Genomic DNA, 23,930 nt, shown 5'->3' with positions numbered 1-23,930 from the left:
GACTGACCGCACTCTCACTCTGTGGACCCTCGCCCCTTCCAGACTTTGGTCGGTGGTCCGATCACCGTTCGCTCTTTAGATTCTCCCCATTACACCCGGTCAGGGGTAATTCATTCGGGCAGCCGAAGGGATTTCCGTGACGAGGTGTCACGTCGTCAGCGCGTGTCGGGCGCGCGAATAAGGGAGAGTTCGATGAGCAGATTCAGCCGGGTGGTCACATGCTCGGTTCCGGTCGCGGTCGGCGCTTTGCTGCTTTCGACCGCGGTTTCCGGCGCGCAGCCGTCGGAAGAGGCTCGTACGCAGGCCGGGATCACCGCGCTGCAGAGCATCAAGAAGAGTCTTACCCCGGCTGAGCGCAAGCAGTCGAGCCAGCTCGTCATCGAGAAGCGCCTCCGCGCCGACAAGGGCCTGGCGGGCAAGCTGTCCGAATACCGCACCGGGCTGGGCGTGAGTGACGCCGGAACCGTCGCGGTGGACATCAAGGGCGCCGGCCAGTCGCTGGTGGACGCCGTCAAGGCGGCGGGCGGCACCGTCCGGTACGCCTCGCCCACCGGCGCGATCCGCGCCGATCTGCCGTTGAACGCCGTGGACGCGATCGCCGGTCGTGGCGACGTCGCCGAGGTCAAGGCCGCCTCCCAGGCGATGACCTGGAACGAGTCCGCGCCGCAGGACCGCGGCCAGGCCGCCGCCAAGCAGGCCGTCGCCGCACTGCAGGTCGCCGAGGGCGACAAGGCGCACGGCGCCGACACCGCCAGGACCAAGTACGGCGTCACCGGCGCCGGCCAGAAGGTCTGCGTGCTCTCGGACGGCGTCAAGTCGCTCAAGGCCTCGCAGACCGCCGGTGAACTCCCCGCCGTCGACGTCCTCCCCGGCCAGTCGGGCAGTGGTGACGAGGGCACCGCGATGCTCGAGATCATCCACGACATGGCGCCCGGCGCCGCGCTCGGTTTCGCGACCGCGTTCACCAGCGAGCAGAGCTTCGCCGACAACATCCGCGCCCTGCGGACCACCGGCAAGTGCACGATCATCGTCGACGACGTCTCCTACTTCGACGAGTCGCCGTTCCAGGACGGCCCGGTCGCGCAGGCCGTCAACGACGTGACGGCGGCGGGTGTCCTCTACTTCTCCTCCGCGGGGAACTCGGGCAACCTGACCGACGGCACCAGCGGCTACTACGAAGGCGACTTCCGCGGCTCCAGCAGCAAGATCTCCGGCATCACCGGTACGCCGCACGACTTCGACCCGACCACCACGACCCAGCTGTACAACGCGCTTTCGCCCGGCTCGCTCGGTCGTTACGTCACCCTGTTCTGGTCCGACCCGTGGGGCAAGGCCACCAGCGACTACGACCTGTTCATCCTGAACTCGTCCGGTTCGGTCGTCGCCTCCAGCGAAGGGTCGCAGAACGGCACCCAGAACCCGTACGAGATCGCCCAGGTCCCGGCCTCCGGCTCGGGCTACAAGGTCGCCGTCGTCAAGTACAGCGGCTCCGACCGGTTCATCGCGCTCAACGTGATCCGCGGCCGTTTCGTCGCCTCGGGTTCGCTGAAAGCCTTCAGCACCAACGGTGTGACTTCCGGTCACTCGGCGGCGGTCAACGCCTTCAGCGTCGCGGCGACCCCGGCGGCCGTTGCTTTCGGCCGTGCGCTCGAGACCGGTGACCCGGCGAACCCGGCCGGTCCGTACCCGGGCCTGTTCACCGGCGCCAGCAAGTGGGAGCGGTTCACTTCGGACGGTCTCCGCCACCAGTTCTACAACCCGGACGGTTCGGTGATCACCCCCGGCAACGTGTCCTCGACCGGTGGTGCGACGCGGAACAAGCCGGACATCACCGCGGCGGACGGCGTGGCGACCTCGGTGAGCGGCTTCCAGCCGTTCTTCGGGACCTCCGCCGCGGCGCCGAGTGCCGCCGCCATCGCCGCGCTGCTGCTGCAGGGCAAGCCGACCGCGACCCCGGCGCAGATCAGGAGCGCGCTGACGTCGACCGCGATCGACCTCGGCGCCCCGGGCTACGACCCGGTCACCGGGGCCGGGGTGATCATGGCAGGCCCGGCGCTGGCCGCGCTGGGGGTCGCCCCGAAGAGCTAGGATCAGCTGGAAGGACCGGCCCGGTGTGCGTGCGCGCACCGGGCCGGACCTGTCCCGGCACGGTCGGCGAGGAGGATCATGGGCAACGGCAGGACCGCGGTCGTCACCGGCGCGGGTTCGGGGCTCGGCCGGGAGATCTCCCGCGCGTTACTCGGCGCCGGCTACCGGGTAGCGCTCGCCGGACGCCGCGCGGACGCGCTGGCCGAGACCGCGGACGGGCATCCGGACGCGCTTCCCGTGCCCGCCGATGTCGCCGATCCCGATTCCGTCGCCGCACTGTTCGAAACGGTCCGCGCCGCATGGGGGCGCTTGGATCTCCTGGTCAACAACGCGGGCGTTTCGGTGAGCGGCACGGTCGACGAACTGTCCTTCGCGGACTGGAAACGCGCCGTCGACACCAATCTGACCGGGATGTTCCTGTGCGCGCAGCAGGCCGTCCGCCTGATGAAGGCGCAGGAGCCGCGCGGCGGCCGGATCGTGAACAACGGCTCGATCTCCGCGCACGCCCCGCGGCCCGCGAGTATCGCCTACACCGCCACGAAACACGCCGTCACCGGGCTGACGAAGTCGATCTCCCTCGACGGCCGCGCCTGGAATGTCGCTTGTGGACAGGTCGACATCGGCAACGCCGCCACCGAGATGACGCTGCGGATGGCCGACGGTATCCCGCAGGCCGACGGCAGTGTCAAGGCCGAGCCGACCTTCGACGCGCGGCACGTCGCGGACGCCGTGCTGTACATGGCAGGCCTGCCGCTGGACGCGAACGTCCAGTTCCTGACCATCACGGCGACCACGATGCCGTACATCGGACGCGGCTAGCCGCTCACGGGATGACCTTCGCCTTCCGGAACTCGTCGAACAGCCGGAAGAACATCCCCGGAGTCTCGATGTATTCGTGGAAACCGGCGCGCCGCGCCTTCGAACCGTCCGCGAACATGTCGTAGTCCCAGCCGAACACGAAGTCGGCGAACTTCCACGACGACGAAACGGCGCTGTAGGGCACCTCCAGACCGTACTTCGCCGCGATCGAAGTCCAGAGTTCTTCCTTGTCCGCCATGACGGCGTCCAGTGACATCGGCAGCGGCGGCGCCACCTCCAGCTCGAAATAGCGGGCGATCCGCGGCCAGAGGTCGTTCCATCGGAACAGGTCGCCGTTCGCGATGTTGTATGCCTCGTTCTCCGAATCCGCGGCCCAGACGGTGGCCTTCGCCAGCAGCCCCGCGTCCGTCATCTCCAGGAGGCTGTCGTAGGCGCCGGGTTTGCCGGGGAAACGCAGCGGCAGGCCGAGTTCCTTCGAGATCGACGCGTAGACCGCGATGGCCAGCGCGAGGTTCATCGGGTTGCCGAGCGCGGTGCCGCCGACCACCGACGGCCGGATCGCCGACCACGTCCAGGCTTTCCCCTCCTGACGTCGCTCCAAAAAGGACTGCTGGTCGACGTTGAACTCGGGCGGCATATGCCCTGCGTCATCCTCGCGCGCCGGTGTCTTGAACGGGCCGAGGTGGGCGCCGTAGACCTTGTAGCCCTGCATGAGGCTGATGTGGCGGAGCCCGGACGCGGCCGGCTCGATCGCGTCGACGAGGTTGGTCAGCATCGCCAGGTTCGGCGCGACCAGTTCGGCCCAGGTCGGTTTGTCGACATAAGCTGCGTAGAACACGTGCGTGACGTCGTCCAGGCCGCTCAGCTTCGCGCGGGTGTCGTCGGCGTCGAGCAGATCGACGGCGATCTGACCGGGGCCGCCGCGGCGCGAGAGGCCGATGACGCGCCAGCCGGACTGCGTCTCCAAGTACTCGATCAGGTTCTTGCCGATGACCCCGTTGGCTCCGGCGACCAGGGCGACCTTGCGTTCTTCGTTCATGTCACCGAGCCTGGCCCGGCGGAGTTGATAAGTCCAAGGCATAGATCTCACCGCTCCGATAAGATTCGTTCATGACCAGCCTGCGGCAGCTCGAATACCTGGTGACCGTCGTCGACACCGGTTCCTTCACCCGGGCCGCGGAGTTGCTGCACGTGACGCAGCCCGCCTTGTCGCACCAGATGCGCGCGCTGGAGAAGGGCGTCGGCGGACCGCTGCTCGAACGCCTGCCGCGCAGTGTCCGGCTCACGCCGATGGGGCGCGCCATGCTGCCGCACGCCCGCGCCACCCTCGCCGACGCCGAACGCGCGCGATGCGCCGCCCGGCAGGCGTCCGGGCTGGAGGCCGGGGAACTGCAGATCGCCACGGTCTACTCGGTCGGCCTGGGCGTCCTGCCCGCCGCGCTGCGGGTGTGGCGCAGGGAGCGGCCGGAGGTCGACGTCCGCCTGGTGGAGTTCCGGCACGCGGACGAACTGCGCGACGCGATGGCGGCGGGGGAGGCCGACGTCGCGGTCGGCCCGGTCCCGCCGGGCTGGGACGGGCCGGTGCGCGAACTCGGCACCGAGGAGTTCGTCGTCGTCCTGCCGATCGACGGGCCGCGGGAGGACGACGGCACGGGCGTCGTCGACCTCGCGACCCTCGCCGACTGCGCGTGGGTGCACTACGCGCCGGGCAACGGCCTGGCCGACCTCGTCGACCAGGCCTGCGCCGCGGCGGGGTTCCAGCCGAGGGCGGCGGTCCGGACCGAGCAGACCGCGGCGGCGCCGGTGCTCGCGGCGGCGGGTCTCGGTCCGGCGCTGGTCCCGGCCAACGTGCTGCCCGAAGGCTTCCCCGGCCGCGTCCTGCGGCCCGAGCCGTCGATCCGGCGCACGCTCGCCGCCTACTGCCGGAGCACACCCGATCCGCTGACCTCGGCCTTCATCGACGTCGTGGCGGGGGAGTGCACCCTCGGGTCATCGCACCGAAATCGCTGACAGGTCCACGCTCCCGAACGGGGTCGCCTTCACGTCGCCGACCCGCTCCGCCCAGACGGCGTGCCCGTGCCCGGACCACAGCGGGGCGACCGGCAGATCCCGCAGCAACTGGTTCTCCGCCAGCCGGTAGACCTCGCCGCTGTCGCCGGATTCGGTCTCCTCGGCCGATTTCAGCAGGTCGGCGAACCCGTCGCTGGAATAAGCGGTGAGTTCGACGATCTTGGCCAGTACCTCTTGCGGGCTCGGTGTCGCGAGGTCCAGGTCGATCGCGAACGGCCCCTTGCCCGGATCGGCGGCGAGCGGGACGCCGACCGCCGCGGTCACCTGTTCGGCCAGCGGCCGCACCCAGTTCCGCTCCGACCGTTCGAAGTGGACCGCCGATCCGGCCGGGAACTCCGCCTGGCCCAGCAGGGATTTCGCGGCGCCGGCGTCGAAGGTGCACGGGCGGCAGGTGCTGCTGCGCTCGCCGGGGGCGACGGCGGGCGGCAGGAGTGACTTCGCCGGGTCCACCTGCCTGCCGAGGACACCGGCCTCCAGTGCGGCGCGGTCGATCCCGAGCGCGAAGCCGTGCCGGACCGTGGAATCGGAGAAATGCTCGGTCGTCAAAGGGAAACCGAGGTAGGAGACGGTGGGCAGGGCCCACATCACGTGCCGCTGCGCGAAATCGGTGTGCATGGCCTCGTGCCGGTCGCCGGGGACCACGATGGAGAGATCGAGTTTCCCTGACTTGACGCCGTCGTACAGTTGCGCCGCGTCGCCGACGTTCAGCTCGATCACGCGTGCCTTGCCCGGCGAGTCCGTGACCCGGACCAGTTTGCCACCCGACGGCTGCCAGGCGCCGTCCATCCGGAACGGTCCGTTGCCGACCGGCTGGGAGAAGAACCGGATCCAGTCGCGTGACGCCAGCGCCGACGCGGGCAGCGGCACCAGCGCGGGAGATGAGAGCAGTGCCGGGATCTGCCCCGACGGCCGGTCGAGGACGAGCCGGATCGTGAGCGGATCCGGCGCGGTGATCTCCTTGGCGCGCAGCAGATCCTTCAGTACCCGGGAACCGGCCCAGCTTTCCTGGGCGACGGTCTTCCACGTGTCCACATAGGACTGGGCGGTGACCGGCGTGCCGTCGTGGAACTTCCCGCCGTCCTTGAGCTTGACCGTCCACGTCACCCGGTCGGTACTGGTGACCGATTCCGCCGCCCGTGGGGTCATTTTTCCCGTCGCGGGGTCGTAATCGCCCAGCGGCGTCCACAGTGCGCTCGTGACCAGCCTGCCGGTCTGGTCGCGGACGTCGGCGGGGTTCGTCGACGCCGGCGCGGACACGCCCACGCGAAGTACGTCCGGTGCGGGCGGTTCGCCGGATTCCGTGCAGCCCGCCGTGACCAGGGCGGCGGCGAGGAGCGGGGCCAGAAGTCGCAAGCGCATGGTCATGTCATAGCAGTCCCGCACCGACCAACGGCGGTTGTGCCGGGCAAAGCGGTGGTCCTAGGGTGCGGGTACCAGCCTGGGAGGTTTCTGTGCGAGGAAACTGGTTGCTTCGTTCATGCCTGGCGATCGCCACGGTCACCGCGACCCTGATCGCCACCGGATTGCCCGCCGCCGCGTGCGGCGAAGAGGACAAACCGGCGAGTGAGAAGGCCCGGGTCGCGGGGGCGCCCGGCGCGGTGAAGAACGTCAAGGCCGTCGGCAACGTGCCCGACGCGCAAGGCGCCATCGCGATGGGATTCCTGCAGTACGGCCACCGCGACGTCATGGCGGTTTCCGGCGAGTTCGGCCTGAAGGTCTACGACCTCACGAAGAATCCCGCGGCGCCGAAGCTGATCGGCGAGGTCAGCCTGCCCGGCCTGTGGGAGACCGAGGACACCGAGGTCGACGCCGAACGCAAGCTCGTGTTCCTCGCCAGGGATCCGCGCGCTTACGGCGGCACCACGCAGACCGGTGAATCCGGCATCTACATCATCGACCTGAAGAACCCGGACAAACCGGCCATCCTGAGCTACACCCAGGTGCCGGCCGGCCATACGACCAGCTGCGTCGACGGCTGCCGGTACCTCTGGACCGGCGGCCCGGCGAAGGCCGCGAACCAGCCCGCCGAATGGGGCGGCCGCCCGATCTGGGTGACCGACATCCGCGATCCGCGGAACCCCAAGACCTTCCCGAACCCGATCGAACTCGCGCGCAACGACGGCAAGACCGACTACGTGCACGACGTCCAGGTCGACGACGAAGGCGTGGCGTGGGTGTCCGGCCGCGGTGGCGTCCGCGGCTACTGGACCAGCGGATATCACCGCGATCCCCTGCTGGGCAAGGTCCGCCGCGCGACCGCGTTCAACCCGATTCCCTACGCGGGTGGCGGGATCGAGGAGACGGCGGCGCCGTCGAAGTTCATGCACAACAGCTTCCACCCGGCGGGACACCGGTCGGCCGACGGCGCCGACTCGAACCGCTGGCACGGCCGCGATCTCATCTACGCCACCGAAGAGAGCTTCCTCGACGGCTGTGCCGGTGACGGTGTGCTGACGATTTCGTCGCTGCAGAACTCGTACAACGGGGAGGGCTGGCGTTCGACGCCGGAGAAACCGTTCCGCCTCAAGTCCGTCGGCACGTGGAGCGTCGCCGGGCAGGAGGGCAGCGACCCGACGACGGGTGACTGCTCCGCGCACTACTTCGACGTCCGTGGCAAGGTCCTCGTGCAGTCGTTCTACACGCAGGGCACGCGGTTCCTCGACGTCAGCGACCCGACCGACCCGAAGCAGATCGCCTACTTCCGCCCGGCGGACGCCAGCGCGTGGGCGCCCTACTGGCACAAGGGTTACGTCTATGTCGCCGACAACACCCGCGGAATCGACATCCTGAAGCTCACCGCTTGAGCCAAGATGTCCCCATGCGCACCATGGGGAAGATGTTGGGGAGCACGGCCGCGGTCGTCCTGATCGCGGCTTGTGCTCCGCCTCCGCCCGAAGTACCGCCCGTGCTCACCGATCCGGCGCCTGTCGCCGAGACGTTCCCGGAGGTCGGCGAGATCGCCGAGGTCTCTTGGGTCGACGAGAAGATGGGCGGCCCCGACGGCCGGCTGGAGGCGCCCGGGCCCAGCGACTTCCGGCTCACTGCCCTGGTGAAGCTCGGTCCCGAAGCCGTCCCGAAGGTACTGAGCAGCTACAAATGCTCGCAGGGGGAGCTGCCGGACACGCCGGAACGGCTGAAGCCGCTCATCCCCGCCAAGGTTTCGTGGCTCTCCTGTGAGCTGCCCATGACCACGAGGTCCAGGACCGTCTACGTGGTACCCGGTTCCGAGCAGGCCGTCTTGATCGCGCAGACCATGTGACAAAGCCGTGCGGAACCGGTGACGCGCGGTCACCGTGGCCGCATGATCCGTTTCTAGCTTGGCGTCATGACCACCTTGCTCGAACGGCCCCCGGTCGTCGTGGCCGTTCCGGAGAAGACCCCGCGGCGGAGGATCACGGCCCTGTTCGTGATCGCCGTCCTCGTCGCCGGGTACACCGGGCTCCGAGTCCCGGGGGAGTGGGCGGCGACGCTGCAGTCGGTCTCGCTGATCGACGGGTTCCACCGGCGCTTCCTCGTCGGCACGCTGCTGTACCCGTTCGGCCACGACTACGCGGTCTTCGCGGTCGCGAGTTTCGCGATCCTCGGTGCCCTGCTGACGGTCGTGACGATCGCGTTCTTCCGCGGCCGCACCGAGAGCCGTCGGCTGGTGATCGTCGGCTGGCTCCTGATCCCGGCGGGCGGGTACCTCTTCCACGAGGTCGGCTACCTCGACCAGACGCTGTATCTCCTGCTGTTCGGGGCGTTGTGGGCGCTGCACCGGAACCGGGCGGCGCTCGCGAGCGCGGTGATGGCGCTTTCGATGACCGCACACGAAATCGCGCTGCTCACGGTCCTGCCGGTGTTCGGTTTCGTGGTGCTCCGGAAGTACTCGTTCGGCCGCGCCTGCGCGGTGCTCACCCCACCCGCGTCGCTCGGTCTGCTGATCCTCGTGCAGCCACCCGCCGCACCCGGCGCGGTCGAAAGGCTCCGGCAGTCACTGTCCACAGCGGACTTCGCGTATCGCGGTGACGCGCTCGAGTTGTTCGGGCGCACGCAGGCCCAGAGCTGGCAGCTGTACTCGATCACGAACGTGTTCCTCTACCTGGTGCCGATCGCGGTCGTGGTGCTCGGTGGTTTCCTGCTTCTGCACCGGCCCTCGCTCGGGACCGTCCTGCCCGTGGCCGCGATCGCGGCACCGATGTTGCTCGCGTTCGGCGGCTGGGACGACGCGCGCTGGGGCTTCTTGCTGGTGAGCAATTTCGCGATCGTGCTGTGGCTATGGCTCGGCGATCGGGAACTGAAGCCGCCTCGGCTCGGTGCCTTGACCGCGGTCCTGTTGATCCTCACGCATATCCCGATGCCGTACTTCGACGGCTACGCGCCCCGCAGCCTCACGCTGGTGACTCCCGTGGAAGACGCACGGTGAAGACGGCGCCGCGGTCGTTGTGCACGGTGATCTCCCCACCGTGGATCAGCGCGTTCTCCCGCGCGATCGACAGCCCCAGCCCACTGCCTTCGGTCGCCTGGCGTGCGTGGTCACCACGTACGAACCGGTCGAACAGGATCGGGCGCAACTCCTCGGGAACCCCCGGTCCGGAGTCGGCGACCCGGATCGTCACGACGTCGCGCTTGCCTTCCAGCGTCACCTCGATCGGGGTCCGGCCGTACCGGGCGGCGTTGACCAGCAGGTTGCACACGATGGTGTGGACGCGGCGCGGGTCGGCGGGGACGGTCGTGTCGCCGGTGCTCGTCACCTGGACCGGCGTCCCCGGCACGCTCACCTCGATCGCGTCCTCGACGAGCGCGGGAAGGTCGACGAGTTCGGGACGCAGATCGGCGGAACCCGCGTCGAACCGCGAGATCTCCATCAGGTCTTCGACCAGCCGTGCCAGCCGCCGGGCCTGGGTGCCGAGCAACTCGGTCGCACGGGTCCTGATCTCGGGGCTGGCGTCGTCGAGGGTGTCGACCGTGGCGACCATCGACGCGAGCGGGGTCCGCAGGTCGTGAGCGACGTCGGCGACGAACCGTTGCTGCTGCCGGTCCTTGGCGCGCAGCTCCTCGATCGCCGCGCCGACCCGGTCGGCCATCGTGTTGAACGCCCCGGCGAGGTCGGCGAGTTCGTCGCGGCCCTTCACCGGGACACGCACGTCGAAAGCGCCGTCGCCCAGATCGCGGGCGGCGGAGGCGACGCGCAGCACCGGCCGCCGGATCCGGCCCGCCGCGAAGACGGCGGCCGCCACGCCGAGGACGGTGACGCCGAGCGCGAGGTACGCCAGTTTCCACCGCTGGGCCGCCAGATCCTGCTCGAACGTGGTGAGGTCGAAGAACTGCACCACCCAATACGCGACGAAGTTCGCGCTCACCACGAGGAGCTTGCGGCCACTCGCCGGATCGACGGTGATCGCCGAGAGCAGCTTCCCCGGACCTGAGGTCCGCAGAAGGACCACGTCCTTCACGCTTTCCAACGCGGCCCGCCGGTCAGGAGGGTTCGCGTTCCTGGTGCCGGTCGTCCAGTCGAAGCTTTTCGACGAGGACTTGATGACTTCGGGAGGTCCTTCGGGTGCCTTGAAGTCGTCGTTGGTCAACTGGGGGTAGCTCGTGACCAGCATCCAGTCCGCCGCTGCCGTGTCCATTCCCTGCGAGAAGAGTTCCAAGGCGGCGGGGTTGCCCGCCATGAACTGTTCGAGGTGGGGCCATGCCTGCCCGAACATCGCCCCGAACGAGGTCTTGGCCGCGGCGGTGAACCGCTCGATCGCGTCGTCCTCCTGGATCTTGGCTGCGCTGAAGGCCATCGCGACCGTCGCCGTGGTGGTCACCACCACGACCGCCGCGGTCACCCTGGCGCGGAGTCCGAACCTCATTCGCCCACCAGCCGGTAGCCGAGTCCGCGCACGGTCTTCAGCACCACGGGATTCGCCGGATCGTCCTCGATCTTCGCCCGCAGCCGCGCGACCGCCGCGTCGACGATCCGCGAGTCCCCGACGTAGCCGTAGTCCCACACCCGTTTCAGCAGCGACTGCCGGCTCAGCACCTGGTTGGGATGCTCGGCGAACTCGACGAGAAGCCGGATCTCGGTCGCGGTCAGCGGCAGTTCGACGCCGTCGCGGGTCACGCTCATCGCGCCCGCGTCGATCTCCAGCCGTCCCACGCGCAGCAGACCCGCCGACGGTCCGGGCGCCGTGACGGCGCGACGCCCGATCGCCTTGATCCGCGCGTCGATCACCCGCGGTTCGGCGGGTTTGACCACGTAGTCGTCGGCACCGCATTCCAGCCCGGCGACGATGTCGATCGGGTCGCCGCGGGCGGTCAGCAGGACCAGCGGCAGCCTGCTTCGCGCGCGGATCCGGCGGCACACCTCGAAGCCGTCCATCCCCGGCAACATGACGTCGAGCAGCACGAAATCGAGGTCGAGCCGGTCGGTGAACAGCGCCTCCAGCGCCCGCTCCCCGGTGGGGGCGACGACCACGTCATGACCGAGTGCCTTCAGCGCGAGTGTGAGCGCTTCGGCCAGAGCGACGTCGTCCTCGACGAGCAGGATGCGCGGCATGGTTCCCCCAAGATCGAAAGGCTCACCGATCGTAAGGGCGCTCTGTCGCACTCGCCCGGTCTCGCGGCGGAACCGTCGCAGAGCCGTGCGGTCTCGTCACAAACCTCAGTTCTTGAGCTTCGGGTTCCAGGCCGTCAGCGTCAGCTTGCCGGTGGTGCCGAGATCGGTGTCGACCGTGATCCGCTGCTCCGGGTCGCCCTTGGCCGCGGCGACGGTGACGTACGCGCCCGCTTCCGGTGAACCCACGGTGACGGTGTTCGACCAGGAGACCACCGACAGCAGGGTGCCGCCGGGCTGGATCGTCTGCGGTGCCACGCCCGGGTCGATCGCCATATACGACGAGCCGTGTTCCACCTGGACGTTCATCGGCCGCTTTTCCTGGTCCAGCAAACGGACTTCGGGATAGCCGGTGAGCGTGCGCGGGGCGGTGCCGCAGTTGGTGAGGGTGAGCACGATCGCGCGGTGGCCCAGCGCGGCCTCGACCGGTCCGGACTTCACCGTGACACCTGTGTCGAGACAGCCCGCCGGTTCGACGGTGCCCGGCTCCGGCGTGTGCACCGTCAGCGGGGCGGGCGCCGGTGGCGGCGAGGCCGTACATCCCGCCACCACCAGCGCCGTTCCCGCCATTACGAAGATCGCTTTCCCCAGCACGGAGGAACCGTACTAGGCCAGCAACTCCTGCAGTTCGCGGATGGCGCCGGCCAGTTCCGTCGCGAACAGCTCCATCTCGTGCGCCACATGCTTCGGCGTGCACAGGTAGATGTTCAGCCGGTCCGGCAGCAGCACGTACGCGACACCGATGCACTGCGGGCTGGTCGACCCGAAGCCGAAGTACTGGATGTTCACCGACGGCGCCGAACTGGTGCTCAGGTAGTCGTTGCGCATCTTCAACCAGCCCGGCGACGAGTACAGCGCCGGGGACTCCTCGACGCCGCGCCGCTTCTGGATCAGCTGCAGCTCCCACAGGTGCTGCTCCGGCGCTTCGCCCGCTTGGCACTCCTTCGCCCGCGTGACGTGCTTCGCCGCCGCCGCGCGGAAAGCCGCCTGACGGGTCTGCCGGTCCGCGGCCGGATCGTCCATCACCTGGACGAACCACTGCACCTCGGGCGTCACCACCCGCATCGCTTCGGTACGCCCGTTCTGGTACTGCCGCGTCGCGATCGACTCGTACGTCGCGCCGGTGATCCCCTTCGCGCGTTTGTGCGCGAGCTGATACGCCATCTGCGCGAAGCCGTCGGGGGACATCCCCAGCTCCTTCGCCCGCTTCGCGCCGAAGTCGGTGAAGGACACCGTCTTCGTCGCTGTCGCGTCGGCGTACGCGGCGAAGGACGCGGCCGCGGCACGGGCGTCCTCGCGGAGCGCGTCGCCCAAGACGAACTCGATGACCTCGGACGCCGGGACGCCGTCGGCGGGCGGGCGCTCCAGCCGCGAACCGCTCAGCAGCGCGTCGGTGAACCCGAGGATCGTGGTCCCGTCGAGTTCGCAGTGCTCGACGTTGATCCCCGCCGTGCCGTCTTCGAACACGATCAGCGACACGGCCTTGTCGAACCAGCGGTTGCCGCTGTCGCCGTGCAGCAGCTTGTCGCAGGCCTCCTGCGTGTCCGCCGGCGTGAAGTCCTCCAGGCACAGGCAGAACAACGCCGTCTCGATCTCGTCGAGCGCGGCCGCGTTCCCGGCGGCGAGCAACGCTTCGCGCGTCGCCGCCCACTCCGCCCTGGCCTTGGTGGTGAAATGCCCGGCGGCGCTCTCCGGATCCTCGACGAAGTTCCCCGACTTGACGATCGTCTGCAGCCCCGCGACCAGCTGTTCGGGGGAATACGGCCGTCCGTCCGGCGCGATGACGTCCATCCGGAACGGGGTGTCGCGGTGGAAGACCACGATATGCCGTGCCCTCGACGGTCCCGGCCAGTCCTCGCGGTACGGCGTGCGCGCGGTGTCCTGCACGGCGCCGGGGATCCGCGTCGCCGAGAACAGGTACTTGTGCTGCACCATCGACTGCGGCTGCCCGCGCACCACGATCGGCGGGATCAGTTCCTCGTCCAGCTTCAGCTTGTAGTCCACCGCCGACGCGGCCAGCTCGGCCGCCCGCTCCAGCTGACCCAGCGGGGACTCGGAGAACAGGAAGAAGAAGTTGGCGTTGAGCGCGATCCGGTCGCGGCGGCCGAGGTAGCGGTACGGCCAGAAGGTGTCGAGCCAGCTGCGCACCCCTTCACCGCGGTCGAACTCCTCGAGCGCGCTCTGGAGTTCGTGCGCCGGGCTGCCTTCCGCGAGGAATTCGGCGACGGCGCGTTCGGTCTCCGCCAGCTCGCCGGGGGTGAGCAGCGGCGAGCACCATTCGAGGAACCGGCGGCAGGTGTCTTCCAGGCTGGGGACGGGGACCCTCGGCAGGATGTCCTCGTTGCCGAACGTGCGGGTGGACGGTTCCGGACTGCTCACGATCATCCTTGATCTAGAAGGGGCAGGGCGTTCAGCACGGCGGCGAGCCCGTCCGCCGTACCGTTCGGGCGGGAGACGAACAGCCGCGCGTACAGCCGGCCGTCGGCTTCCAGCCCACGCGGGTCGACGCCCGCGACGGACAGGTTGTCCAGGATCTGGGTCCGTTCCTCTTCCGAAGCGAATTTCCGCTGCCGGAAGACACCGTCGACCCCGGCCGTTTCGTACCCCAGTTCGGCGAGGCTCGCGGCGACCGGTTCGTAGGAGAACATCCGCAGCACGAAATGCGCCATCCACGGCCGGGCTTCCCGCGCGATCCGCACGAGGGTCTTCTCCGTGACGTAGCCGACGCAGCCTGTCGAGATGACGATGTCGACGTCGGCCAGCAGCGCGCGCTGTTCCTCCGTCGGGTCCTCGCTCTCCAGGTCCGCGTGGATCGCTTCGTCGATGAACCCCGCGGAGAGCGCGTAGTCCAGTGCCGGTGCGGAGGTGTCGAGGCCGATGAAGCGGACCCCGTCGCCGCCGTCGTGCCTCTCGGCCATCCGCCGGTCGTGCGCGATCAGCTCGTCCCTGCTCAGCGACTCGCTGTTCGCGTAGTGGTCGTACAGCCGCTCCATCGAGGTGTCACAGCGGTGCAGCGCCGCGTTGACGCCGTAGGAACACCCGAGGTCGAGCACGGTCGGCTTCTTGACGTCCTGATCGGCGCGGTATTCGTCGATCAGCTGCGCGAAGTAGGCCTTGGCCTGCTGGGGGATGGCGTAGTCCAGCCTGCGCAAGGTGCCGAAGAAGGCACGCGGATCGGGCTCGGTGTAGATGTGGTCGAAGGAGATCTTGCCGGTCGAATCCCAAGGCACGGGCCAAACTCCTGACTCAGTCGAGCAGCTCGTCGCCCCGGACGGCGGCCGAGGCGACGTGCTCGGGCAGGACCCTGCCGAACAACTGTCGCGTCCGTTCCGGACTGCCGATGACCCCGGGGCGCTCGCTGTACGCGAAGATCGCGGAATGGCGGGCGATTGCCCCTTGAACAGTACTCACGCGGTGAAGCGCGAAGCGTCCGCGAAACAGCTGAAGATCGCCGGGACGCAGAGTGAGTCGCCGGATCAGGTGATCCCCTTCGCCCGCCAGGACGGCACGGACGTCGTCGAAGTTCTCCGCCCGTTCCGAGCGGATGTTCGGGCAGTATTCGAAGACACCGCCGTCGGCGGCCTCCTGGGTGAGCATGCTGACGGTGAATTCGTTGGTGTCGAAATGCCACGGATGCGAGCGCCCCGGTTCGATCACGTTGAGCACCAGTCCGGACAGCGGATCGGCGAGTTCGTGGAGGGCGGGGAGGTCGAAACAGTCGGAGACGAATCGCTGGAACTCGTGGCTCGTGTACAGCTGCTGGATGATCGCGGTCGGCGGGATCCGGTCGCGGGCCACGAAGGCGTTGCCGCGTTCCATGATCGTGCGGCCGGGATGGCCTTCGGGGAGCGGAGTGTCGACGGCGATGTTGTAGGCGTTGACGCGTTCGACCTTCGCGTACGCCTCCGGAGCGATCTCCGCGCCTTCGCGCCGAAGGACCTCGTGCAGTTCAGGGCGGATGAAGTCGGCCAGGACACTGCAGCCCGTTTCCCGCAGTTCGGCGCGTGTCCGGGCGACGATTTCGCGCCAGGCCGGGCTTCCGGGCTCGGACAACGGATAGCGGGCGGTATCGGCCACTTGGACTGCGCTCGCGGTCATCGACGTCCTCTCGCCTGCCCGGAAGTGATTCTCGGGTTTAGCACAGAAAACGCCCGTGGCCCCCGCGCCTTGTGAGCGGGGACACACGCAAAGTGATGGCTCCCTTACCCGCGTCCGTACGCGGGTAAGGGAGCCATCAGGGACTTTTCGTCAGCCGGTGACAAGCGGCAGCAGCGGCCGCCGGACCGCGGTCGCGACACCGTCCGACGCCTCGGCCGCGGCGATCCGCTCGGGCGTCGGCGTGCCGTATTCGGTGGTCCGCTGCCGCAGCGGACGGCCGAGCGGCTCGACCATCGCGCGCATGTCGCTGATCGTCTTGTACGACCCGTTGGCCGCACCCGCCATCCGGCTGATCGTCTCCTCCATCAGCGTCCCGCCGATGTCGTTGACCCCGCCCTGGAGGACGGCGCGGCTGCCTTCCTCACCGAGTTTCACCCAGGAACTCTGGATGTTGTCGATCATCCCGTGCAGCAGAAGCCGGGCCAGCGCGTGCACCGCGCGGTTCTCCCGCAGCGTCGTCCCGGCCCTGGCGAGCCCGGCGAGGTAGATCGGCGAACTCTGGTGGATGAACGGCAGCAGCACGAACTCGCTGAACCCGCGCCGCCCGTTGCGTTCCAGGCCTTCCCGCTGCAGCTTCGCCAGCAACTTCAGGTGCCCGACCCAGTGCGCCGGGGTGTCGACGTGGCCGTACATCATCGTCGACGTCGTCGTGATGCCGAGTTTGTGCGCGGTGGTGACGACGTTGATCCACTCCGACGTCGGCAGCTTGCCCTTCGTCAGCACCCAGCGGACGTCGTCGTCGAGGATCTCCGCGGCCGTGCCCGGCAGCGAGTCGACACCGGCTTCCTTCGCGCGGGCCAGCCAGTCCTCGATCGACAGGTTCGTCCGCGAAGCGCCGTTGACGACCTCCATCGGCGAGTACGAGTGCAGGTGGATGTCCGGCTGACGGCGTTTCACCTCGGCCGCGAGATCGAAGTACGCGGTGCCGGGCAGATCCGGGTGGATGCCGCCCTGCATGCAGATCTCGGTCGCGCCCGCGGCCCACGCCTCGTCGACCCGGTCGCCGACCTGCTCCAGCGAAAGCGTGTACGCGTCGGCGTCGGTGCGCCGCTGGGCGAACGCGCAGAACCGGCAGCCGGTGTAACAGACGTTGGTGAAGTTGATGTTCCGCGTGACCACGAAGGTGACGTCGTCGCCGTTGACCTCACGGCGCAGGTCGTCCGCGATCCGGGCGAACGCGTCGAGTTCCGGGCCGTCGGCGTGCAGCAGCGCCAGCGCCTCGTCGTCGGACAGCCCGGCGGGGTCCTTTTCCGCGCTGCGCAAGGCATCCCGGATGTCGAGGTCGAACCGCTGCGGCGCGGTCTTGATGTTGCCCTTGATCTCCGCCCAGTCGCCGTAGACCGAATCGAAGTCGCTGCGCCGGTCTTCCGTGCGGCCGATGGTGTCGACCTCGACGTGCAGATCGGTCCGCCCGGCCTCCTGCCAGCCGCCGTCCGGCTCCTGCCACGGGATGCCCACCGGGATCGCTTCCTCGATCGCCAGCCCGGTCTCGGCGTCGGTGAGCGGCGCGAGATGCGCGTTCATCCGCGGGTCGAGCCACGGCTCCCCGGTCTTGACGTACTCCGGATAGATCGGCAGCCGCTCGCGCACGGTGAACCCGAGCGCTTCGGTGCGGCGCTTGAGTTCGTCGATCTGCGGCCACGCGCGTTCGGGGTTGACGTGGTCGGGGGTCAGCGGGGAGACGCCGCCCCAGTCGTCGATGCCCGCGTTCAGCATCAGCTCGTACTGCTGCCCGATGAGGTTCGGCGGCGCCTGGATGCGCATCTTCGGCCCCAGAACCAGCCGAGCCACGGCGATGGTCGCGGCGAGTTCTTCGAGATCGGCGTCCGGGGTCGCGCGCATCTTGGTGTCCGGCTTCGCCCGGAAGTTCTGGACGATGACCTCTTGGATACCGCCGTAGGTCTTGGCGACCTTGCGGATCGCGAACAGCGAGTCGGCCCGTTCCTCGAAGTTCTCGCCGATGCCGATCAGGATGCCCGTGGTGAAGGGCACCGAACTGCGGCCGGCGTCCTCCAGCACGCGCAGGCGGACGTCGGGGTCCTTGTCGGGCGAACCGTAGTGAGGGCCGCCCTTCTCGGTGTAGAGGCGCTTCGCGGTCGTCTCCAGCATCATGCCCATCGACGCCGAAACCGGCTTGAGGCGCTGGAAGTCCTGCCAGGTCAGCACGCCGGGGTTGAGGTGCGGCAGGACGCCGGTCTCCTCCAGCACCCGGATCGCCATCGCGCGGACATAGGACAGCGTGTCGTCGTACCCGTGCGCGTCGAGCCAGTCCTTCGCCGCCTTCCAGCGGTCCTCCGGACGGTCGCCGAGGGTGAACAGCGCCTCCTTGACGCCCATCGCGGCGCCCTTGCGCGCGATGTCGAGGACCTCGTCGGGGGAGAGGAACGGCGACTCGACCCGGCCGGGGACGGTCGCGAAAGTGCAGTAGCCGCACCGGTCCCGGCACAGGCGGGTCAGTGGGATGAACACCGAACGGCTGTAGGTCACCACGCCGGGACGGCCTGCAGCGACGAGTCCGGCGTCACGGACCCGGGAGGCGTGCTCCGACAACGTCTTGAGATCGTCACCGCGCGCTTGGAGCAGGATCGAGGCCTCGGTGAGGTCGAGGGTCTTCCCGTCGCGCGCCCGGGCGAGCGCCCGGCGCATCGCCGAGGTGGTGGGGGCGGTCGCGTCAGCGTCGAGTGCCATTCCCGCACGCTATGGCCGGACTCGCCCCACCTGCCAGTGTGCATCCGGCCACCACCTCACCCACCTGGGTGTGGTCACTGTTTCCGCTGGTCAGCGAGTGATCACGGTTGCCGATCAGCGGGCCGCGGTGTATTACCTAAAGTGTGGCTTCGGTGATCGGCAAGAAGGTCGGCGGGCGGACGTACTACTACCTCGTCACCTCCGCGCGGGTCGGCGGAGAGCCCCGTGTGGTGTCCCAGCGTTACCTCGGCACGGCCGAGGAGATCGGGCGCGCGATGGACGGCGACGTCTCCGCGCCCGGCGAAGCGCGTCACCGGACCTTCGGCGACGTGGCGGCGGTCTGGGCCACGCTGAACCGGCTCGGCTTCGTCGAGCGGGTCGACGAAGCCGTCGGCGCGCAGCGAGCCACGACCACGCTGGGGACGCATCTCGCGCTCGCCGTCCTGCACCGGGCGACCGCGCCGGACACGGAGCTGGCCACGTGGTGGGAAGACGGCGTCGCACGGGATTTCCTGAAGGCCGACCTGGCGAACCACTGGCGAGCGCTGCACCGGCTCACCCCGGACCGGATCGCGCGGATCGAGGCCACGGTCGCCGACGCCGTCCTCGCCTGGCTGGGGACGGGCGGCGCCGCACTCGCCGTCGACGTGCCGCAGTTCGCCACCTTCACCACGGCCGACCCCTGCCGCTGCGAACTCGCCGGGCTGGGCCTGGTGGTGACCAAGGACGGCGCGATCCCGCTGGCCTCGCACGTGTACCCGCGCGAGGGGGCGCCGCCGTTCGCCGCGCTCGCCGACGACCTGCGCGGACGGCACACCGCGGGCGACGTCACGCTGGTCTTCACCGCCGGTCAGGCCGCGCAAGTGGATCTCGGACGGCATTTCGTCGGCGCCCTGCCGTTGTCGGAGCATCCGGAGCTGCTGGCGAAACCGTCGTCCGCGCGTAAACCCGTCGACCCCGAGCGCTTCGCCGGGCTGACCGCCCTCGACACCAGGGCGATGGTCGCCGGGGTGCGGCGGCGCGTGATCCTGACCCATTCGGAGACCCTGCACAACGCGCAGGCCCGCGCGTTCGGTGACGAACTCGGCACCGCGACCCGCGAGCTCGCCGGCCTCGACGCGGCGCTGGCCGCCGGTATCTACCGGGGCGACCGGAGCCAGGTGAACGCCGAGATCGCCCGGATCACCCGCGGCCGCCGGGTCGAGCGCGTGCTCTCGCCTTCGCTGACCGGAACCAGGTCGGGGGAGATCCGGCTGACGTGGAAGGTCGACGACGCCGCCGTCTCGCGGCTGCGCGACGAGTTCTTCGGGAAACAGGTGCTGGTCACCGACCACGACTGGCCCGTCGCGGAGGTCGTCACCGCCTACCGGGCGCGGACCCACCTCGACTCGACGTTCCGCTGGCTGACCGGCACCGCCGTCGCCGGGCCGTCGCCGCGCTGGGACTGGACGCCGCACCGGATCGCCGTGCACACGCTGGTCACGGTGCTCGCGTCGACGGTCACCCACCTCATGCGGCGCGAGGCCGACCGCGCCGGAATGAACCTCTCGGTCCGTGAACTGATGGACAACCTGGCCGGGATCGGCGAGACGGTGCTGCGTTATCCGTCGACCGGCGGTCGCCCGCGGACCCGGCGCCTGCTGACCGAGCGGAGCCCGGAACAGCAGGCGCTCTTCGACCTCTTCGGGCTCAGTTCTCTCGATGGATCTGGAGCGGCGAGAAGCTCTGCACGACCGGCATCAGCTCGATGACGTTGATGTTCACGTGCTCGGGCTGCGAAGCCGCCCAGAAGACGGACTCGGCCACGTCGGCGGCCGTCAGCGGCGTCGTGCCCTTGTAGACGTCGTCGGCCTTGCTCTGGTCGCCCTCGAACCGGACCACGGAGAACTCCGTGCCACCGACCATGCCGGGCTCGACGTTGGTCACCCGGACGCCGGTGCCGTGCAGGTCCGCGCGCAGGTTCAGGCTGAACTGGTGCACGAACGCCTTGGTCGCGCCATAGGTGTTGCCACCGGGGTAGGGATAGGTGCCCGCGATCGAACCGATGTTGATCACGTGCCCGCGGCCGCGCTCGACCATCCCGGGCAGCAGCGCGCGGGTGAGGTGGACCAGGCCGGTGATGTTCGTGTCGATCATCTGGTCCCAGTCGTCGAGCTTCGCCCGGTGGGCGGGCTCGAGCCCCTTGGCGAGGCCGGCGTTGTTGACCAGCAGGTCGACGTCGGCGAACTCCTTGGGCAGGGATTCCGGCAGGGCGGCCACCGCGTCGGCGTCACGGACGTCCAGTTCGTAGGGGAGGACGTTCTCGCCCAGCTCGTCGGCCAGCTTGGCCAGCCGGTCCTTGCTGCGCGCTGCCGCGACGACCTTGGCACCGTCCGCGGCGAACCGGCGGACGATCTCGACGCCGAACCCCGCGCTGGCACCGGTCACGAAGACGGTCTTGTGGGACATGGAGAAGATCACCCAATCTCTTTCAAGAACCGTGCGAACACGGCGTTGAACTCGGCCTCGCGCTCCAGGTTAGGCATGTGGGCGGCCCCCTCGATCACCGCCAGGGTGGAGCCGGGCATGAGTTCGTGCATCAGCTCGGCGTCCGAGACGGGGGTGTACTCGTCCTCGGTGCCGACGACGATCAGGCTCGGCACCGCGACCTTCGTGAGGCTCTCCCGGTAGTCCGGCCGCTCGGCCCGTCCCCTCAGTGCCGCCGCGGCCCCTTCCCTGGGCGTCGTGCGCATCATGCCGAGGACGTGCGCCGCCACGTCCGGCATCGTGCGGACGTTCTCCGGCGAGACCATCTTCGTCAGCACCTCGTCCGCGTACGGGTTCAGTCCTTCGGCGAGGACGCGGTCCGCCATCGCGTTGCGGACGCGCTTGCCCTCCTCGGTCTCCTCCTGGGGAGAGGTGTCGGCGAGCAGGAGCCCGGCGACGCGCTCGGGGTAGGTGCGGTGGAACTCCATGACGATCTGCCCGCCCATGGAGAGGCCGCCGAGCACGAAGCGCCCGAGGCCGAGCCGATCCGCGAGGCGGGCGATGTCCTTGGCGAAGACGTCGAGTCCGGTCTTGCCAGGGACCACCGTGGTCTCGCCATAGCCGCGGAGGTCCGCGGTGATGACCCGGTAGCCCTCGCGACTGAAGCGTTCCGCCTGCGGACGCCACATCGTGCGGTTGAAGGGGTGGCCGTGGACGAGGACGACGGGCAGCCCGGTGCCGAGGTCGTCGTAGGCGACGGTGATGCCGTCGAGTTCCGCAGTGCTCATGGAACCGAAGCTAATCGGAGCAATCGGGTAGATCAATACGGTGCAATGTACTCGGAGCAATGTTCTTCGCGCGGTGTTCTCCCCGGCGTCTCCGGCGGTCCCACCCGGCGATCATCGGCTCAGGGCCGGTTTTGTGGCTCTGACCTGCGGGAATGTCGTTAAGGTACCCCCCTGTTTTCGGGGGTTTCCGGCCATGTAAAGTTCTCCAAGTCGCCAGGGAAACCGGGTGGCCGACCGGGACACGAACCAAGCTCTCGCTCAGCGCGATTGAGTGGGTGTCCCACCAAAAACTGCTAGGAATGACTGCTTCGGATAAGGCCGTGTGAGTGCGGTGCGATCTGGGGTGTGTTGCTTGAGAACTCAACAGTGTGCTAGTGAACTAAGCCAGTAGAGCTTATGTATTTGAACCTCGTTTGAGGTTCCTTTGAGAGCATTAAATTGCCTCGATCAAATTTGACATTGTTGGAGAGTTTGATCCTGGCTCAGGACGAACGCTGGCGGCGTGCTTAACACATGCAAGTCGAACGATGAAGCCTTCGGGTGGATTAGTGGCGAACGGGTGAGTAACACGTGGGCAATCTGCCCTGTACTTTGGGATAAGCCTGGGAAACTGGGTCTAATACCGGATATGACTGAGCCTCGCATGGGGTTTGGTGGAAAGCTCCGGCGGTACAGGATGAGCCCGCGGCCTATCAGCTTGTTGGTGGGGTAATGGCCTACCAAGGCGACGACGGGTAGCCGGCCTGAGAGGGTGACCGGCCACACTGGGACTGAGACACGGCCCAGACTCCTACGGGAGGCAGCAGTGGGGAATATTGCACAATGGGCGCAAGCCTGATGCAGCGACGCCGCGTGAGGGATGACGGCCTTCGGGTTGTAAACCTCTTTCGCCAGGGACGAAGCGCAAGTGACGGTACCTGGATAAGAAGCACCGGCTAACTACGTGCCAGCAGCCGCGGTAATACGTAGGGTGCGAGCGTTGTCCGGAATTATTGGGCGTAAAGAGCTCGTAGGCGGTTTGTCGCGTCGTTCGTGAAAACTCCACGCTTAACGTGGAGCGTGCGGGCGATACGGGCAGACTTGAGTTCGGTAGGGGAGACTGGAATTCCTGGTGTAGCGGTGAAATGCGCAGATATCAGGAGGAACACCGGTGGCGAAGGCGGGTCTCTGGGCCGATACTGACGCTGAGGAGCGAAAGCGTGGGGAGCGAACAGGATTAGATACCCTGGTAGTCCACGCTGTAAACGTTGGGCGCTAGGTGTGGGCGACATCCACGTTGTCCGTGCCGTAGCTAACGCATTAAGCGCCCCGCCTGGGGAGTACGGCCGCAAGGCTAAAACTCAAAGGAATTGACGGGGGCCCGCACAAGCGGCGGAGCATGTGGATTAATTCGATGCAACGCGAAGAACCTTACCTGGGCTTGACATGCGCCAGACATCCCTAGAGATAGGGCTTCCCTTGTGGTTGGTGTACAGGTGGTGCATGGCTGTCGTCAGCTCGTGTCGTGAGATGTTGGGTTAAGTCCCGCAACGAGCGCAACCCTTATCCTACGTTGCCAGCGCGTTATGGCGGGGACTCGTGGGAGACTGCCGGGGTCAACTCGGAGGAAGGTGGGGATGACGTCAAGTCATCATGCCCCTTATGTCCAGGGCTTCACACATGCTACAATGGCTGGTACAGAGGGCTGCGATACCGCGAGGTGGAGCGAATCCCTTAAAGCCGGTCTCAGTTCGGATCGCAGTCTGCAACTCGACTGCGTGAAGTCGGAGTCGCTAGTAATCGCAGATCAGCAACGCTGCGGTGAATACGTTCCCGGGCCTTGTACACACCGCCCGTCACGTCATGAAAGTCGGTAACACCCGAAGCCCATGGCCCAACCCGCAAGGGGGGGAGTGGTCGAAGGTGGGACTGGCGATTGGGACGAAGTCGTAACAAGGTAGCCGTACCGGAAGGTGCGGCTGGATCACCTCCTTTCTAAGGAGCAACACATCCACCCCGCCGGGATACCCGGACCAACGGTGGTGGAGTGGGCACGGCTCAACACCCGACTGTGGTGTTGCCGGGCTTGCTCAAGGAATTGTGGAACTACTGGTTTATGCCGGTTCGCTTGATGCCCGCACGGGCTAGTACTGCTTCTCTTCGGGGAGCGTGGAACGTGTGTTGTGGGGTCAGGGGGTACTCGGTGTTCATTGGCACGCTGTTGGGTCCTGAGGCAACACGCCGAGGGGCTGGACACAGTCCCGGGGACGTTTGTTTCTGGTGTGGTGTTT

The 23,930-nt window shown here is 68.1% G+C and carries 18 protein-coding genes and 1 rRNA gene; 8 read left to right on the top strand and 11 right to left on the bottom strand.

Annotation, left to right across the window (positions count from 1 at the left end):
* The first annotated feature begins 192 nt into the window (after positions 1-192).
* Positions 193-2,088 (top strand): S8 family serine peptidase, encoded by a 1,896-nt coding sequence (locus SD37_RS32220; RefSeq protein ID WP_044856077.1) that lies wholly within the window; start codon positions 193-195, stop codon positions 2,086-2,088.
* Positions 2,089-2,166: 78 nt separating this feature from the next.
* Positions 2,167-2,907 (top strand): SDR family oxidoreductase, encoded by a 741-nt coding sequence (locus SD37_RS32215; protein WP_044856076.1) that lies wholly within the window; start codon positions 2,167-2,169, stop codon positions 2,905-2,907.
* Between the two features lie 4 nt (positions 2,908-2,911).
* On the opposite strand, the gene SD37_RS32210 is transcribed toward SD37_RS32215, so the two are convergent.
* Positions 2,912-3,946 carry an SDR family oxidoreductase gene (locus SD37_RS32210; protein WP_044856075.1) on the bottom strand — a complete coding sequence of 345 codons (1,035 nt, stop codon included), beginning with the start codon at positions 3,944-3,946 and terminating at the stop codon, positions 2,912-2,914.
* 71 nt (positions 3,947-4,017) lie between these two features.
* On the opposite strand from SD37_RS32210, the gene SD37_RS32205 reads away from it, so the two are divergent.
* Positions 4,018-4,917, top strand: coding sequence for a LysR family transcriptional regulator (locus SD37_RS32205; RefSeq protein ID WP_044856074.1), 900 nt, complete (start codon positions 4,018-4,020; stop codon positions 4,915-4,917).
* Here SD37_RS32205 and SD37_RS32200 read toward each other — a convergent pair.
* Positions 4,897-6,342: a peptide ABC transporter substrate-binding protein gene (locus SD37_RS32200; protein WP_083255146.1), complete on the bottom strand. Its 1,446-nt coding sequence runs from the start codon at positions 6,340-6,342 to the stop codon at positions 4,897-4,899. The two genes, SD37_RS32205 and SD37_RS32200, sit on opposite strands and share 21 nt — an antisense overlap.
* Before the next feature lie 101 nt (positions 6,343-6,443).
* Between SD37_RS32200 and SD37_RS32195 the strand changes: the two genes are divergently transcribed.
* The 3 genes from SD37_RS32195 (at position 6,444) to SD37_RS32185 (ending at position 9,382) form a co-directional block, all read left to right on the top strand.
* Complete coding sequence (locus tag SD37_RS32195; protein ID WP_044856073.1) at positions 6,444-7,781, top strand: LVIVD repeat-containing protein; 1,338 nt, start codon at positions 6,444-6,446, stop codon at positions 7,779-7,781.
* 14 nt (positions 7,782-7,795) lie between these two features.
* A complete protein-coding gene (locus SD37_RS32190; RefSeq protein ID WP_044856072.1) occupies positions 7,796-8,236 on the top strand; it encodes a hypothetical protein in 441 nt (146 codons plus the stop codon).
* A gap of 66 nt (positions 8,237-8,302) precedes the next feature.
* Positions 8,303-9,382 (top strand): hypothetical protein, encoded by a 1,080-nt coding sequence (locus SD37_RS32185; protein WP_044856071.1) that lies wholly within the window; start codon positions 8,303-8,305, stop codon positions 9,380-9,382.
* Here SD37_RS32185 and SD37_RS32180 read toward each other — a convergent pair.
* The 7 genes from SD37_RS32180 to SD37_RS32150 all read right to left on the bottom strand — a co-directional run bounded on the left by SD37_RS32180 (position 9,348) and on the right by SD37_RS32150 (position 18,364).
* Positions 9,348-10,817: a sensor histidine kinase gene (locus SD37_RS32180; protein ID WP_044856070.1), complete on the bottom strand. Its 1,470-nt coding sequence runs from the start codon at positions 10,815-10,817 to the stop codon at positions 9,348-9,350. The two genes, SD37_RS32185 and SD37_RS32180, sit on opposite strands and share 35 nt — an antisense overlap.
* Complete coding sequence (locus SD37_RS32175; protein ID WP_044856069.1) at positions 10,814-11,503, bottom strand: response regulator transcription factor; 690 nt, start codon at positions 11,501-11,503, stop codon at positions 10,814-10,816. Before SD37_RS32175 ends, SD37_RS32180 begins: the two co-directional genes overlap by 4 nt.
* Before the next feature lie 105 nt (positions 11,504-11,608).
* Positions 11,609-12,154, bottom strand: a complete 546-nt coding sequence (locus SD37_RS32170; protein ID WP_083255145.1) for a DUF4232 domain-containing protein — start codon at positions 12,152-12,154, stop codon at positions 11,609-11,611.
* A gap of 12 nt (positions 12,155-12,166) precedes the next feature.
* Positions 12,167-13,945 (bottom strand): choline/carnitine O-acyltransferase, encoded by a 1,779-nt coding sequence (locus tag SD37_RS32165; protein WP_044856068.1) that lies wholly within the window; start codon positions 13,943-13,945, stop codon positions 12,167-12,169.
* Positions 13,942-14,790, bottom strand: a complete 849-nt coding sequence (locus SD37_RS32160) for a class I SAM-dependent methyltransferase (RefSeq protein ID WP_044856067.1) — start codon at positions 14,788-14,790, stop codon at positions 13,942-13,944. The genes SD37_RS32165 and SD37_RS32160 overlap by 4 nt, the downstream gene beginning before the upstream one ends.
* Before the next feature lie 16 nt (positions 14,791-14,806).
* Positions 14,807-15,658: a HalD/BesD family halogenase gene (locus SD37_RS32155; protein ID WP_044856066.1), complete on the bottom strand. Its 852-nt coding sequence runs from the start codon at positions 15,656-15,658 to the stop codon at positions 14,807-14,809.
* Between the two features lie 150 nt (positions 15,659-15,808).
* Positions 15,809-18,364 carry a bifunctional FO biosynthesis protein CofGH gene (locus SD37_RS32150; RefSeq protein ID WP_236725488.1) on the bottom strand — a complete coding sequence of 852 codons (2,556 nt, stop codon included), beginning with the start codon at positions 18,362-18,364 and terminating at the stop codon, positions 15,809-15,811.
* 185 nt (positions 18,365-18,549) lie between these two features.
* Between SD37_RS32150 and SD37_RS32145 the strand changes: the two genes are divergently transcribed.
* Positions 18,550-20,157 carry an IS1634 family transposase gene (locus SD37_RS32145; RefSeq protein WP_083255144.1) on the top strand — a complete coding sequence of 536 codons (1,608 nt, stop codon included), beginning with the start codon at positions 18,550-18,552 and terminating at the stop codon, positions 20,155-20,157.
* Here SD37_RS32145 and SD37_RS32140 read toward each other — a convergent pair.
* Complete coding sequence (locus SD37_RS32140) at positions 20,096-20,854, bottom strand: SDR family oxidoreductase (protein ID WP_044856208.1); 759 nt, start codon at positions 20,852-20,854, stop codon at positions 20,096-20,098. The genes SD37_RS32145 and SD37_RS32140 overlap by 62 nt on opposite strands.
* Before the next feature lie 8 nt (positions 20,855-20,862).
* Entirely contained in the window at positions 20,863-21,660 is a 798-nt protein-coding gene (locus SD37_RS32135; RefSeq protein WP_044856064.1) for an alpha/beta fold hydrolase, read from the bottom strand.
* Between the two features lie 459 nt (positions 21,661-22,119).
* Here SD37_RS32135 and SD37_RS32130 point away from each other — a divergent pair.
* Positions 22,120-23,634: ribosomal RNA gene (locus SD37_RS32130) — 16S ribosomal RNA — on the top strand.
* Positions 23,635-23,930 lie beyond the last annotated feature (296 nt).

The sequence above is a fragment of the Amycolatopsis orientalis genome (assembly GCF_000943515.2).
In the GTDB taxonomy this organism is placed as follows: Bacteria; Actinomycetota; Actinomycetes; order Mycobacteriales; family Pseudonocardiaceae; genus Amycolatopsis; species Amycolatopsis orientalis.
Note: the sequence above shows the minus strand (reverse complement) of the source record. Positions and strands in the feature narration are given on the sequence as shown.